At 50.9% G+C, this 13548-nt stretch carries 13 protein-coding genes and 2 tRNA genes; 6 read left to right on the top strand and 9 right to left on the bottom strand.

All coding sequences use genetic code 11. From position 1 onward, the window contains the following. Positions 1-105: 105 nt before the first annotated feature. Positions 106-2808, bottom strand: coding sequence for a bifunctional acetate--CoA ligase family protein/GNAT family N-acetyltransferase (locus K0I63_RS10550; protein ID WP_220081004.1), 2703 nt, complete (start codon positions 2806-2808; stop codon positions 106-108). A 293-nt stretch (positions 2809-3101) separates the two neighbouring features. On the opposite strand from K0I63_RS10550, the gene K0I63_RS10545 reads away from it, so the two are divergent. Further along, positions 3102-3545, top strand: coding sequence for a DUF3718 domain-containing protein (locus K0I63_RS10545; protein WP_220081003.1), 444 nt, complete (start codon positions 3102-3104; stop codon positions 3543-3545). A gap of 61 nt (positions 3546-3606) precedes the next feature. Here the strand turns inward: K0I63_RS10545 and K0I63_RS10540 are convergent. From K0I63_RS10540 to K0I63_RS10530, 3 genes are all read right to left on the bottom strand, one after another. Further along, positions 3607-3683 (bottom strand) — tRNA-Val (locus K0I63_RS10540). Positions 3684-3703: 20 nt separating this feature from the next. Continuing rightward, positions 3704-3780: transfer RNA gene (locus K0I63_RS10535), tRNA-Val, on the bottom strand. A 252-nt stretch (positions 3781-4032) separates the two neighbouring features. Further along, positions 4033-5418: an MATE family efflux transporter gene (locus K0I63_RS10530; protein WP_220081002.1), complete on the bottom strand. Its 1386-nt coding sequence runs from the start codon at positions 5416-5418 to the stop codon at positions 4033-4035. Between the two features lie 28 nt (positions 5419-5446). Between K0I63_RS10530 and K0I63_RS10525 the strand changes: the two genes are divergently transcribed. Next, positions 5447-6058 carry a riboflavin synthase subunit alpha gene (locus K0I63_RS10525; RefSeq protein WP_220081001.1) on the top strand — a complete coding sequence of 204 codons (612 nt, stop codon included), beginning with the start codon at positions 5447-5449 and terminating at the stop codon, positions 6056-6058. 147 nt (positions 6059-6205) lie between these two features. Here the strand turns inward: K0I63_RS10525 and K0I63_RS10520 are convergent, their stop codons facing one another. The 3 genes from K0I63_RS10520 to K0I63_RS10510 all read right to left on the bottom strand — a co-directional run bounded on the left by K0I63_RS10520 (position 6206) and on the right by K0I63_RS10510 (position 7576). Next, positions 6206-6406 (bottom strand): CPXCG motif-containing cysteine-rich protein, encoded by a 201-nt coding sequence (locus K0I63_RS10520; RefSeq protein ID WP_011865833.1) that lies wholly within the window; start codon positions 6404-6406, stop codon positions 6206-6208. Next, positions 6403-7149 (bottom strand): SDR family oxidoreductase, encoded by a 747-nt coding sequence (locus K0I63_RS10515; RefSeq protein ID WP_220081000.1) that lies wholly within the window; start codon positions 7147-7149, stop codon positions 6403-6405. Before K0I63_RS10515 ends, K0I63_RS10520 begins: the two co-directional genes overlap by 4 nt. A 151-nt stretch (positions 7150-7300) precedes the next feature. Beyond that, positions 7301-7576: a hypothetical protein gene (locus K0I63_RS10510; protein WP_220080999.1), complete on the bottom strand. Its 276-nt coding sequence runs from the start codon at positions 7574-7576 to the stop codon at positions 7301-7303. A gap of 314 nt (positions 7577-7890) precedes the next feature. On the opposite strand from K0I63_RS10510, the gene thrS reads away from it, so the two are divergent. The 4 genes from thrS (at position 7891) to rplT (ending at position 11025) form a co-directional block, all read left to right on the top strand. Further along, positions 7891-9819 (top strand): threonine--tRNA ligase, encoded by a 1929-nt coding sequence (thrS, locus tag K0I63_RS10505; RefSeq protein WP_220080998.1) that lies wholly within the window; start codon positions 7891-7893, stop codon positions 9817-9819. Positions 9820-9822: 3 nt separating this feature from the next. Continuing rightward, on the top strand, positions 9823-10365 hold the full coding sequence (gene infC / locus K0I63_RS10500; protein WP_041406632.1) for a translation initiation factor IF-3: 543 nt from the start codon (positions 9823-9825) through the stop codon (positions 10363-10365). A gap of 87 nt (positions 10366-10452) precedes the next feature. Beyond that, positions 10453-10647, top strand: a complete 195-nt coding sequence (rpmI, locus tag K0I63_RS10495; protein ID WP_011865828.1) for a 50S ribosomal protein L35 — start codon at positions 10453-10455, stop codon at positions 10645-10647. 18 nt (positions 10648-10665) lie between these two features. Then, a complete protein-coding gene (rplT, locus tag K0I63_RS10490; protein ID WP_011865827.1) occupies positions 10666-11025 on the top strand; it encodes a 50S ribosomal protein L20 in 360 nt (119 codons plus the stop codon). 292 nt (positions 11026-11317) lie between these two features. Here rplT and trxB read toward each other — a convergent pair whose 3' ends face one another. Together trxB and ald are read right to left on the bottom strand one after the other, a co-directional pair. Continuing rightward, the gene (gene trxB, locus K0I63_RS10485) at positions 11318-12268 is read right to left on the bottom strand and encodes a thioredoxin-disulfide reductase (RefSeq protein ID WP_144204223.1); all 951 of its coding nucleotides are present in this window, start codon (positions 12266-12268) and stop codon (positions 11318-11320) included. A gap of 131 nt (positions 12269-12399) precedes the next feature. Next, positions 12400-13515, bottom strand: a complete 1116-nt coding sequence (ald, locus tag K0I63_RS10480; RefSeq protein WP_011865824.1) for an alanine dehydrogenase — start codon at positions 13513-13515, stop codon at positions 12400-12402. Positions 13516-13548 lie beyond the last annotated feature (33 nt).

Here is a 13548-nt window from a genome sequence, read left to right as displayed (position 1 = left end):
CTTCTCTGTATGCAGGTGTGAAAGCAGATTTAGCAGCTAAACGTAAAATGGTTAACGCTTAGCAAACACGCTAAATAAGCACGGCTTACAAGCTGGGCGCACCAGCTAGTCTTGTTTCGGCTTGAGGGGCATGTCCATCTTGATCAGATGCTCCTCCATGTCGAAGGTAACGCTAAAGCCCAACTTCTTCGCCAAGCTTGCCATGTTGCGGTTTTCAAACATGGTGAAGCCGGTAAGCAGCTCGGTGTCATTGGCCTTGTAATAGGCGATCAATTTTTCCAGTAATAATTTACCTATGCCTATCCCCTGATGGTCGCTGCGCACCGCCATGGCAAACTCCGCCTCGGTATTGTCGGGGTCGATGGAGGCCCTCACGGCGCCCAGGGTAATATCATCGCCATCGGAGCCCTTTGTGGTGGCGATAAAGGCCATCTCCCTGGCATAGTCAATCTGCGTAAGCACCGCCATCTCCTCATGGGTCATCTTGGATCGCACACCAAAATAGCGTTTATACCTGTCTTCGTCCGAGAGGGAGTTGTCAAAGGCCAGATGCTTAGGCTCATCCTCAGGCAAAATTGGCCGTAGCATGATCTCAAGACCGTTTTTCAATACCGCATGCTCTTCAAGCTCCTTAGGGTAGGGGCAGATAGCCAGGCGGTTGGTATTGTCCTGGGCATTGGCATTGAGCTGAATATTTACATCTAACAGGGTGATCTGCTCCCCGGCGCACAGCACAGGGTTAAGATCTAAGCCTGATATCTCGGGGCAATCTATGATGAGGTGGGAGATCTGGGTCAGCATGACGCACAGGGCGTTCATGTCTAAGCCCAGCGGCAGATGCCTGTCTTTGAGCTTGTGGGTCTTCAGCGCCTGGATCACCATGTAGCGGGCCAGAGTCATATTCAGTGGTGGCAGAGCAACCGCGGCATCTGTGCTGGGTTGCCACTCGGAGCCGCCTTCGCCAAGCAGGATGGCCGGGCCAAACACGGGATCATTGGTCACCGCGACGCGGATCTCCTGAGTGCCGGCGGTGAGTGCCATCTTCTGCACTATCAGCCCCTGGATGTCGGCGTCCTGGTTGAGTGAATGTACCCGGCCGACCATGGCATCGGCGGCCTGTAACACCTCCTGATGGGAGGTGAGGTTGAGCATGACGCCGTGAACATCGGATTTATGGTGAATATCAGGTGACTGCACCTTGAGGGCGACGGGATAGCCTATCTGTTCGGCAATTTCGGCGGCGCGCTCGGCATTGGCGGCAAAGTGGGTCTCTATGGTGTTTAGCCCATAGGCCTTGAGGATGGCGCTTGCCTCATGGGTCTCGATCACCTGCTTGTTATCGGCAATCGCTCTTTGCAGCAAGGAGCGCGCAAGTTGGGCATCGGTGGGAATATTATCCGGGATAGATTGCGGCACTTCCTGTAGCAACTTTTGGTTGCGTCTGTATTCCACCATGTGCATGAAGGCGCCAACCGCACCTTCTGGTGTGCGATAGGTGGGCACACCGGCGCGGTTAAAGTGTTTACGGGCCTGATAGGCCGAGTCTTCTCCGCTCCAGTTGGTGAGCACATTGACCTTGTGACGCCTTGGATGTTTTGAGACGAGCTCTATGATGCTGTCGGCGATCTCTATGCTATCGCCGAGGGCGGAAGGTGAGTGCAACACCAAGATGGCATCGGCCACATCGGCGTTCATCAGAATGTCCAGGCTCTGGGTGTATCGCTTGGCATCGGCGTCGCCACCTATGTCCACCGGATTTTGCCCGGACCAGGTATCGGGCAGCAAGGCATTGAGTTTGTCGAAGGTATCATCGTCTAGGATGGCGGCTTTACCGCCGCCGAGAATTAGCTGATCTAGGCCTAGTACGGCGGGACCGCCGCCATTACTGAGAATTGCCAAACGCTCGCCCTGCAAGGGAGCAGAGTGGGCCAGGGTTTCTACTGCGGCAAACAGCTCTACCAGATCGTTAACCCTCAGCATACCCGCGCGTCTGAAGGCAGCCTCGTAGACGGCGTCGTTACCCACTTCCCCACCTGTGTGTAGCTTAGCTGCTGTGGTGCCCTCAATGCTGCGACCCGATTTGATCACTAATATCGGCTTGTTACGTGCGGCGGCGCGGGCTGCGGAGAGAAAATGGCGCTTCTCGTTGACCGAGTCTATGTAGAGCATGATCGCCGTGGTGCGCGAGTCTCGCCCGAGAAAGTCCAGCAGCTCGTCGAAATCGATATCTGTTGCATCGCCAAGTGAGATAAAGGAGGAGAAGCCGATCCCCTTGTTGTTGGCCCAGTCCAGCACAGTGGTGCAGATGGCGGCAGACTGGGACACAAAGGCGATTTTACCCGGTAGGGCGCTGGTGTGTGCCAGGCTGGCATTGAGCCCCAAATTTGGCAGCATCATCCCCAGGCTGTTGGGGCCGAGGATCCGCATCCCGTAGCGTTTGGCGTGGGCGCGGGTCAGCGTCAGTAAATTCTGCCCCTCTTCATCGAGCTGATTGGCCATGCCTGAAGCGTTGATAATCGCCACCTTGCAGCCAAATTGGGCGAGACGTTCGACGATGGCGGGGACGCGGCTGGCCGCGGTGCAGATGATGGCCAGATCGGGCTTAAGCGGCAGAGCTTCGATATTGGGGTAGGCTAGCACACCCATCACGGCATCGTATTTTGGGGTGACCGGCATGATAGGCCCGGAAAACCCGCTGGAGAGCAGGTTGCGCATTACGACATTGCCGGCGCGCTTGGCGCCGTTAGAGGCTCCAATGATGGCCACCGACTTAGGTTTAAAAAGGGTGTGTAATGTACGCTGGCTCATTCCCGGCTCCTGTTGTCACTCGCCAGCAAACAGTGTACCTCAGTTGTACTTTTTTTCTCTAGGATTTTAGTAGGATAAGCAGCGTTCACCATGCCCTTCATTTGGGCTACACAGCTTGCAACACTTTGACATCAAGGGTTAACAACCTTGACGCGGTTTTTGGGCTTTACTTGAGGAGATGTGATGCGCCGAGGCGACTGGCAATGCAATTTCGTGCAGGCCTAAGTGCCTTTGCGGATCGGCAATAAACAGGTATCGCGGCGCCGTTATCAATACGGCTTAAGGAGTTGAAGATGAAAACAGGGGCGTTTGTTTCTATCGGTGTAGCTGTTACGGCTCTAGGTTTAGGCTTGAGTACACAGGTGGCAGTGGCTGAAGAGGCGGCAGCCGCCGCTAATACCAGCACTAACACCAATGCCAATTATAGATTTGTGGCGCAGGACAGTAGCGTCGAGACCAAGATCTGTATTGCGGCGGGTAGCGATAACAGTTCGGCGTTAAAGCGTAAACTGGTTAACTATGACCATAACATGCGCTTCGGGGTCAACAGCATCTCCTGCAATGGCCTGAGTCTGGCGCAGTTTGCCTACCAATATCAGGCATCACAAAGCTTTCAGTTTCTTGAGCGTCACTCATCGAGCGCCAATCGAGTGAAAACCAAGGTTAGTATTACCGACCTTGCCAGCAATAGATCCGGCGGTGGTGAGCCGATTTTTGTTATGGTGAGTGCGAAGTAGGCTGAATAGCGAGTAACAGGCATAAAAAAACCAGCTTGCGCTGGCTGATATTTTTACAAGATGGTACAACCGAGTGGATTCGAACCACCGACCCCCACCATGTCAAGGTGGTGCTCTAACCAACTGAGCTACGGTTGTACTGTTATCTCTTGTAAAATTGGTACAACCGAGTGGATTCGAACCACCGACCCCCACCATGTCAAGGTGGTGCTCTAACCAACTGAGCTACGGTTGTACTGCTTTACCGTTCACGACCTCTCGGCCAGCGAACGAGCGCTATATTACGAGGGATGTGATGTGAGTTGCAAGTAAAAAATCGTAATTTTTCAATCAAGCGGTGATTTGCTGCGCAACTTGATCTTTTTAACGCCAAAGCGTCGTTATATTCGGCAAAGTGTTTACATAAAGATTCAGGCAAGATGATGATTATTTAGCTAAACATCAGCTAAACATCAGCTAAACATCAGCTTGCCTGTGTTGATCTTGGCTATAGGTCGGCGTGATTAATCGGCTGATCAACCAAGGCCAGTTGCTTTGGATGCTTTTGAATATACTGAAGTCTCAAGGCAAACAGCAGTGCGGCGCTGGTGAGGCCGGCGATCAAGCCAATCCAGAAACCGTGGGCGCCCATGGCAGGAACTAGTATGTCGGTTTCTGCCAGCAGATAGCCGAGCACCATGCCGATGGCCCAATAGGAGACAAGGGTAATGTAGAAGGCGCTGCGGGTGTCGTGATAGCCACGCAGGGCACCTGCAGTAACTACCTGCACCGAGTCAGACAACTGATACAGGGCGGCCAGGAACATCAGGCTGCTCGCCAGGGAGACCACCTCGGGGTTTTGGTTATAGAGCAGCGCTATCTGAGTGCGAAACACCACAGTGATGACGGCCGTGCAGGCCGCCAAGCTAAAGGCGATAGCCAGACCGACCTTAGTCACTAGCTTAGCCACGTCCGCCTTATCCTGTCCGAGGTAGTATCCAACCCTTATCGACACGGCGATGCCGATAGAGAGTGGCAGCATAAACACTATGGATGAAAAGTTAAGCGCGATCTGATGGCCTGCCACTACATCGGCGCCCAAAGGGGCGAGCAGCAGTGCTATGATGGCAAACAGGCTCACCTCGAAAAACAAGGCCATGGCGATGGGCATTCCGTGTTTGGTCATTCTCTTCATGGTCTTAAGATCCGGCAGGTGAAAGGCACCTAGCGGCTTGATAACGGCGAAGCGCTTATGCCACTGCATGTAAATGGTCATGGCGATAAACATGGCCCAGAACACCAGGGCCGTTGCGATACCACAGCCCGCACCGCCCAGCGCGGGCGCACCTAAGTGGCCATAGATGAAGATATAGTTGGCCGGGATGTTGACCGCCAGCCCGACAAACCCTATCACCATAGTCGGTAGTGTGTATGAGATCCCCTCGCTACATCCTCGCAAGACCTGATAGAGCACGAAGGCGGGGACGCCCCAGGCAAATCCATGGAGATAGCTGACACTCAGCTCGGCCAGCTCGGGGGACAAATTCATTAATTTGAAGATCTGCGGCGCAAAAAGCAGAAAGCTTATCACTACGGCCGCGCCGATTATGGCAATATAGGCAGCCTGAAAAGCCATCGGCCTGATAGCGTTTTGATTATCGGCGCCATGATGGCTGGCAAACACAGGGGTAAAGGCGACCAGCAAACCCTGTACAAACAGTAGCGCCGGCAGCCACAGACTGCCGCCGATGGCCACTGCGGCCATATCTAATGCGCTGACACGTCCGGCCATGACGGTATCGATAAAACCCATCATGGTTTGGGTGACCTGGGCGATCAGCACAGGCAACGCGAGATGGACGAGCTTTTTGGCTTGAAAGCCGAATTGATTCATGAAAACGCCTTAATGCAGAGAGTAAAAAATGTTTACAGGTATTGTTCAAGCCACATGTGAAGTGGTGGCTATTCATAAAAAAGATGGTCTTAATACAATCGAAATTGCGATGCCGTCACACCTGAAGGAAAACTTGCAGCGAGGTGCAAGTGTCGCCAATAACGGCGTCTGTCTGACCGTTACCGAGATGGCAGATGATAGGGTGTTTTTCGATGTAATGGAAGAGACATTGAGGCTGACTAATCTGGCCGGTCTGTCTGTGGGTAGCCAAGTTAATATCGAGCGTTCTTTGACCTATGGCAGCGAGATAGGTGGCCATGTGTTATCGGGTCATGTACACACTCAGGCCACTGTGGTCGAGGTGAGTCATACGCCTGCCCATTTTGATATCCGCCTCGAAGTCGACCCTAAATGGATGAACTACATTCTCTACAAAGGTTTCGTTGGCGTGAATGGTTGTAGCCTGACCGTAGGAGAGATCAGCGAAACTGGCTTTATGCTGCACCTCATTCCAGAAACCCTGGAGATCACCAACTTAGACGAGGTCGCTGTCGGCACTATGCTTAATATCGAGATAGACAGTCAGACTCAGGCTATCGTGGACACGGTTGAACGGGTATTGGCCAAGCGTTTGGGTTAAACGGCTTGGTTAAACGGCTTGGTTAACGGATAAGGATTGGCGTTGAGGCGTAGATTAAGGCGTGACCAGGTGTGGGTGACCTTAATCTTGCTGAATTTAACGCAGCAGTACATAGTCTAAGTTGGCCTACACTGAGTCTTAGTTGGCCTAATAGTACTGCTCATCGTCCGAGTCCACATAGACCTCTATTTTCTGTCTGGAATCGTCTATGTGGGTTCGAAAATGGATAGGGTTACAGCAGACACGACAATCGTCGTAATAGTCCTGATCGCCACAGCTGATATCTAAGTTGATATGTTGATGGTGCCCACAGTGGGGACAACAGATCACTTTATCAAAAATTTTCATCCGTCGGCTCCTGTATATCCGGTTGCGCTACGACCGCCATCGATAGCGATCACCTGACCATTAAGGTAGGGGCTCTCCAGGATAAAACATACGGTATCGGCGATATCCTCGGGGCTGCCGGCTCTAGCCAGAGGTATGGCCTGAGTGACGCTAGCGATAGCTGCTTGATCGCTCTGGGATGGCCAGAGTATCGCGCCTGGCGATATACCGTTGACCCTTACCTTAGGCGCTAACTCCTGGGCCAAGGCTCGGGTCGCCATGTTTAATCCTGCCTTAGATATTGAGTATAGCCCATGGTGTTTTAAGGGGCGGTCGCCGTGAATATCCACCAGGTTGATGACGCAGCCGTCATTGCTGGCGAGGTTTTCACTAAGCTTGGTGGCTAACAGGTAGGGCGCGAGCAGATTAAGGTTTAACAGCTGCTGGCTCGATTGCCAGTCTTCAATACTGCTGTCTGGTATAAACAGCGAGGCGTTATTGATAAGAGCCCCAAGCGGGAGTTGATGGTCATTAATGTGTTGGATAAGGCTAAGGGGCCCTTGTTCGGTGGCGAGGTCAGCCTGCACAGTCTGGCACGAGTTTACCCGGCTGAGGTTAAGCTTGCCTGCGAGCGCCATTGCTTCACTTTCAGATCCCTTATAGTGCAGCAGTATATTGAAACCTTTACTGTGCAAGGCTAATACGATCGCTTCACCAATACGTTTGGCGCCGCCGGTTACCAGTGCCCATTTATTCATTGTCATCTAAGTTGCTCATTATCTTTTGAGCACAATCTTGGATGACTTTCCTATTTATAGCAATAGGTTGCAATAGCATAGTAAGTGCTCGGACAATAGCAGGCACTATAGTGCAGTTGAAGTCCCGGACAACTGACGTCATCGGCTTCAACCGTTATCAGTTTTGGCTGGCGAGCAGCTCCTGATCGCCTCCTTGCAGTGGCAACTCGGCATGTAGCGCCTTGAGCTGCTGGTCGAGCTCAATAGCTATCTCACCTTCCAGTTGGCTCACATCCAGGCCAATAGTCGATGTTTGCAATTCGATACCTTTGGCTTCGAAAGCCTGCACTTGAGTTTGCTGCGTAGCAGTTTCCAGCATAGACGCGCCGCGAGTGCCGTCATTAGGGTACAAAGGCTGATAGAAGAGTGCGGTCAATAATATAAGCTTCATCATGGTCGGGCTCCTTAGCGAATTAGCCATAACGATATGGCGGCTAGAGTAGGGGCCGTCCATGACTTTTCGATGACATCCAGATGGACAATTGGTGACAGATTTAACTGGCAGCGACTAGCTAGTCAGTTAGTTGGTGATTTTAGGCTACAGCGGCGGCCTTAAACCTTGCGATTTGCCTGATGCGGCCCTAGAATGTCAGGCCTGCGCTGAAGTAGATCAAAACTCCGGTAATGTTTTGCGCTTCAGTTGCTTAAATTTTTCTCAATATGACCAAGTGGCCCTACGTAGGGGTCACCACTGGATAAGGATTATACATGCCTGTAATTACACTTCCCGATGGCAGCAAGCGCGAGTTTGCTAACGCCGTTTCTACCCTAGATGTCGCCGCGGACATAGGTCCTGGTCTCGCAAAAGCCTGTATCGCAGGTCGCGTCAATGGCGAGCTGAAAGATGCTTGTGACTTGATCGAGACAGATGCCGATCTCGCTATCATCACCGCAAAAGACGATGAAGGGGTAGAGATCTTACGTCACTCTTGTGCTCACCTATTGGGTCATGCCATCAAACAGATGTGGCCTGAAACCAAGATGGCCATCGGCCCGGTGATCGATAACGGTTTCTACTATGACGTGGATCTCGATCATAAGCTGACCGAGGAAGATGTAGTCGAGCTAGAAAAGCGTATGCTGGCACTGGCTAAGACAAACTATGATGTGGTGAAGCGCGTCGTCAGCTGGCAAGAAGCCCGTGACACTTTCGAGTCACGCGGCGAAAGCTACAAGATGGCTATCTTGGATGAGAACATCAGTAAAGATGACCAGCCTGCGCTCTATCATCACGAAGAATATACCGACATGTGTCGTGGCCCCCATGTGCCTAACATGAAGTTCTGTCATCACTTCAAACTGATGAGTGTTGCTGGTGCATACTGGCGCGGTAACTCAGACAACAAGATGCTGCAGCGTATCTATGGTACGGCCTGGGCAGACAAGAAGGCCCTTAAGGCGCATCTGACTCGCCTCGAAGAAGCGGCTAAGCGCGACCATCGTAAGATAGGTAAGCAGCTTGATCTGTACCATATGCAGGAAGAAGCCCCTGGCATGGTGTTCTGGCACAACGACGGTTGGAGCCTGTTCCTCGAACTTGAAAGATTCATTCGTCAGAAGCTTGGTCAGTACACCTATCAAGAGGTGAAAGGCCCCTTGATGATGGACCGTGTATTGTGGGAGCGCAGTGGTCACTGGGATAAGTATTCCGAAGCCATGTTCACTACTCACTCAGAAAACCGTGAGTACGCGGTGAAGCCGATGAACTGCCCAGGTCACGTGCAGATCTTCAACCAAGGTCTCAAGTCTTACCGCGATCTGCCACTGCGCATGGCTGAGTTTGGTTGTTGTCATCGTAACGAGCCATCGGGTTCTCTACATGGCTTGATGCGCGTTCGTGGCTTTACCCAGGATGATGCCCATATCTTCTGTACCGAAGAGCAGGTGCAGCAAGAGGTGAGTGGCTGTATCAAGATGGTCTACGACACCTACGCGACCTTTGGTTTCCACGATATCGTGGTAAAACTTTCTACCCGTCCAGAGAAGCGTATCGGTGACGATGCCATGTGGGACAGGGCAGAGCAGGCGCTGATGGATGCACTGAAAGCCAACGACATCGAGTATGAGATTCTGCCGGGCGAAGGTGCCTTCTATGGTCCTAAGATTGAATTTACGCTCCATGACTGCTTAGACAGGGCATGGCAGTGCGGTACAGTGCAGCTTGATTACGCCTTGCCTGGACGTCTAGGCGCGACTTATGTTGCCGAAGATAACAGCCGTCAGACGCCAGTGATGATCCACCGTGCGATTCTAGGCTCGCTGGAGCGTTTCCTAGGGATCCTGATCGAGGAATACGCAGGTAAGTTCCCAACCTGGTTGGCACCGGTTCAAGCCGTTGTGATGAATATTACTGACAAACAGTCTGAATATGTTGACGAAGTGGTCAAATTATTTAAAGATCAGGGAATTCGTGCCTCGAAAGACTTGAGGAATGAAAAGATTGGCTTTAAAATACGCGAACACACCCTAAGGCGTGTTCCCTATCTATTGGTCGTGGGCGATCAAGAGATGGAAAATAGGGAAGTCGCGGTGCGAACCAGAGATGGTGTTGACCTAGGTAAGATCAAAATCGATCAATTTGCTGCCATGGTTAAAGAACAGATTTCGCTCCGTAGTCTAAATTTGTTGGAGGAATAGGTCATAAAGATCAAGAAAACAGACGTGCGTAAAGCAGCGGCGAATAGAATTAACGAACTCATTGTTGGCGTATCAGAAGTACGCCTCAATGGATTAGACGGTGAAACTATCGGCATTGTAAGTCTTCGTGAAGCGCAAGAACTTGCAGATGAAGCGGGCGTAGATCTCGTAGAGATCAGCCCAAACGCTGAGCCGCCTGTATGTCGCATAATGGACTACGGAAAGTATCTTTTTGACAAGGCTAAGGCCCAAAAAGAGCAAAAGAAGAAGCAGAAACAGATACAGGTGAAGGAAATCAAATTCCGTCCCGGTACTGACGAAAACGACTATCAGGTAAAACTACGCAACCTGAAGCGTTTTCTAGAAGACGGCGACAAGGCGAAAGTTACGCTGCGTTTCCGTGGTCGCGAGATGGCTCACCAGAGTCTTGGTATGAATCTTTTGAATCGTATTAAAGACGACCTGGCTGAGATAGCAGTTGTGGAGGCTTTTCCAAAAATGGAAGGTCGCCAGGCTGTGATGGTACTCGCGCCGAAAAAGAAATAGTAAGGCAAATTTAAAAGTAGCAGAGACCTCTCTGAGGGCCTCTGCTCGCCTTGCGTTTTATTAATTTCCCAATGCGGAGTTTTAGCAATGCCTAAAATGAAAACAGACAAGGGTGTACAAAAGCGTTTTAAGAAAACCGCTAACGGTTTTAAGCGCAAGCAAGCCCATTTACGTCATATTTTGACCAAGAAGAGCACTAAGCGTAAACGTCACTTACGTGCTAAATGTTTAGTTGCGAAGTCTGATGTGCCAGCAATTGCACGTCAACTACCATACGCTTAATTAGAGGAGTAAAGAACAATGCCTAGAGTTAAGCGTGGTGTAACCGCTCGTGCTCGTCACAAGAAAGTATTAAAACTAGCTAAAGGTTATTACGGAGCTCGCTCACGTACTTACCGTGTTGCTAAGCAAGCAGTAACCAAAGCTGGCCAATATGCTTACCGTGACCGTCGTCAGAAGAAACGTCAATTCCGTCAACTGTGGATTGCACGTATCAACGCGGCTTCTCGTCAAAATGGTCTGTCTTACAGCCGTTTCATCAACGGTCTGAAAAAGGCGTCTATCGAAATCGATCGTAAGATTTTGGCAGACATCGCTGTATTCGACAAAGTGGTTTTCGCCACTCTAGTTGAAAAGGCAAAAGAAGCTCTAGCTAAGTAATTAGTGAGCTTTGCTTTGAAAGGGACCCCAGGGTCCCTTTTTTTGTGCCCGATCACCGCAAATTTATTTGGCTGAACTTATACCAATCGTAGTCAATAACTGGTCACTCTAGCTTGTTAAAACGTCCGATGACGGTGTTATCATTTTTGATTGTAGAATAACTGCTTATCAAAAACTCTGCCTTGTTCTCGAACGTTTTCCCCGTGCTATTTCTGAGTACTTATCTACCGTGATTGGTATTAAAGACAAAAAAAAGCAGGCACTCGGCCTGCTTTTTTATTAAGCGTAACGCTTACTGTGCATCTAAGAAACGCTCTGCGTCCAGGGCAGCCATACAGCCGGTGCCAGCAGAGGTGATCGCCTGACGGTAATGTTGATCCATCACGTCACCAGCGGCGAATACACCAGGAATACTGGTTTGGGTGGCATTACCGCCAAGACCGCTCTGCACCTTGATGTAGCCATTGTTCATTTCTAGCTGACCTTCAAACATCTGAGTGTTTGGCTTGTGGCCGATGGCGACGAACACGCCCATGACATCAAACTCTGTGATGGCGCCATCTTTGGTACTCTTGATCTTCACGCCGGTCACACCCATGTTGTCGCCAACGACTTCGTCTAGTGTGCTGTCGAGATGCAGAACTATGTTACCGTTCGCAACTTTGTCCATCAGACGCTTGGTCAGGATCTTCTCAGAGCGGAAGCTGTCACGGCGATGGATCAGGTGAACTTCTGATGCGATGTTACTTAGGTAAAGCGCTTCTTCAACGGCTGTGTTACCACCACCGATCACGGCAACCTTTTGGTTACGGTAGAAGAAACCATCACAGGTGGCACAGGCCGAAACACCTTTACCCTTGAAGGCTTCTTCAGATTCGAGGCCAAGGTACATGGCCGAGGCGCCGGTAGAGATGATCAAGGCATCACAAGTATATTCACCGCTGTCGCCTTTCAGTTGGAAAGGGCGCTCTTGCAGGTTAACTTCGTTGATGTGGTCGAAGATGATCTCTGTTTCGAATTTCTCGGCATGCTTCTGCATACGCTCCATCAAAGCCGGACCGGTTAGATCGTCGGCGTCGCCTGGCCAGTTTTCAACTTCGGTCGTGGTCGTCAACTGACCACCTTGCTGCATACCCGTGATCAATACAGGTTTTAGGTTTGCTCTGGCAGCATAAACAGCGGCGGTGTACCCAGCAGGGCCCGAACCCAAAATTAATAAGTTACAGTGTCTAGCTTGGCTCATCTTTTTCTCCGTGCCTTTAGCGAATTGCAGCGATTGTAGGGAATTTCCCCTAAGGGGTAAAGGCAATCTTTTAGATTGTTCTAATCGAAAAAGGGAGCCATTGGCTCCCTTTGTTTACACTCTTTACTTGATTAAGCGAGTAGTACGCTTGGATCAACAAACTCGAAGTTCAGGGCTTCGGCAACTTCTTTACAGGTTACCTTGCCATGCATTACGTTCAAGCCGTTTAGCAGGTGCTTGTCTTGACGCAGTGCTTCGCGGTAGCCCATATCGGCCAACTTGATGATGTAAGGCAGGGTCGCGTTGTTCAGCGCAAAGGTCGAGGTACGAGCCACTGCACCTGGCATGTTAGCCACACAGTAATGTACTACTTCATCAACGATATAAGTTGGGTCTTGGTGAGTCGTAGCATGAGAAGTCTCAACACAACCACCTTGGTCGATGGCGACGTCAACGATAGCGCTGCCTGGTTTCATACGCTTGATGTGATCTTTGGTCACTAGTTTAGGTGCAGCAGCACCAGGAACCAGTACGCCACCGATCACCAGGTCGGCTTCCAGTACGTGCTTTTCGATAGCGTCGGCAGTCGAGTAGATCGCCTTAACGCGGTTGTCGAACTGAGCATTCAGACGACGCAGCGCATCGATGCTGCGATCCAGGATAACCACGTCTGCGCCCAGGCCTACGGCCATCTGCGCTGCATTGGTACCAACCATACCGCCGCCGATGATAACGACTTTCGCTGGCTCAACACCAGGTACGCCGCCAAGTAGCATGCCGCGGCCACCCATAGATTTTTCCAGTGCCATGGCACCAGCCTGGATAGACATACGACCGGCAACTTCAGACATTGGCGCCAGTAGCGGCAGGCCGCCACGGGCATCGGTTACTGTTTCATAAGCGATACAGACGGCACCGCTCTTAATAAGATCTTCAGTTTGTGGCAGATCGGGAGCAAGATGAAGATAAGTGAACAGCAACTGATCTTCACGCAACATGGCACGTTCGACCGCTTGAGGTTCTTTTACCTTAACGATCATTTCTGCTTTCGCAAAAACTTCAGCTGCAGTGTCTAAGATTGACGCGCCTACATCGACATAGTCTTGGTCGCTAAAACCGATCCCAACACCTGCATTCTTCTCTACAAATACTTCATGACCTTTTAGGGTCAATTCGCGGACACTTGACGGCACCATACCAACACGATATTCGTGGTTTTTGATTTCTTTAGGTACACCAATTATCATCTTCGAGCCTCAAATTGAATAAAAACCCATTTA

The sequence above is a fragment of the Shewanella rhizosphaerae genome (genome assembly GCF_019457655.1).
Classification (GTDB): domain Bacteria; phylum Pseudomonadota; class Gammaproteobacteria; order Enterobacterales; family Shewanellaceae; genus Shewanella; species Shewanella loihica.
This window is presented reverse-complemented; position numbering and strand designations above follow the sequence as displayed.

Coding starts and splice junctions, on each gene's coding strand:
- trxB (WP_144204223.1), bottom strand. CDS start 12,268: ATGAGCCAAGCTAGACACTGTAACTTATTAATTTTGGGTTCGGGCCCT.
- K0I63_RS10520 (WP_011865833.1), bottom strand. CDS start 6,406: ATGAAAATTTTTGATAAAGTGATCTGTTGTCCCCACTGTGGGCACCAT.
- rpmI (WP_011865828.1), top strand. CDS start 10,453: ATGCCTAAAATGAAAACAGACAAGGGTGTACAAAAGCGTTTTAAGAAA.
- thrS (WP_220080998.1), top strand. CDS start 7,891: ATGCCTGTAATTACACTTCCCGATGGCAGCAAGCGCGAGTTTGCTAAC.
- rplT (WP_011865827.1), top strand. CDS start 10,666: ATGCCTAGAGTTAAGCGTGGTGTAACCGCTCGTGCTCGTCACAAGAAA.
- K0I63_RS10550 (WP_220081004.1), bottom strand. CDS start 2,808: ATGAGCCAGCGTACATTACACACCCTTTTTAAACCTAAGTCGGTGGCC.
- K0I63_RS10515 (WP_220081000.1), bottom strand. CDS start 7,149: ATGACAATGAATAAATGGGCACTGGTAACCGGCGGCGCCAAACGTATT.
- ald (WP_011865824.1), bottom strand. CDS start 13,515: ATGATAATTGGTGTACCTAAAGAAATCAAAAACCACGAATATCGTGTT.
- K0I63_RS10510 (WP_220080999.1), bottom strand. CDS start 7,576: ATGATGAAGCTTATATTATTGACCGCACTCTTCTATCAGCCTTTGTAC.
- K0I63_RS10525 (WP_220081001.1), top strand. CDS start 5,447: ATGTTTACAGGTATTGTTCAAGCCACATGTGAAGTGGTGGCTATTCAT.
- K0I63_RS10545 (WP_220081003.1), top strand. CDS start 3,102: ATGAAAACAGGGGCGTTTGTTTCTATCGGTGTAGCTGTTACGGCTCTA.
- K0I63_RS10530 (WP_220081002.1), bottom strand. CDS start 5,418: ATGAATCAATTCGGCTTTCAAGCCAAAAAGCTCGTCCATCTCGCGTTG.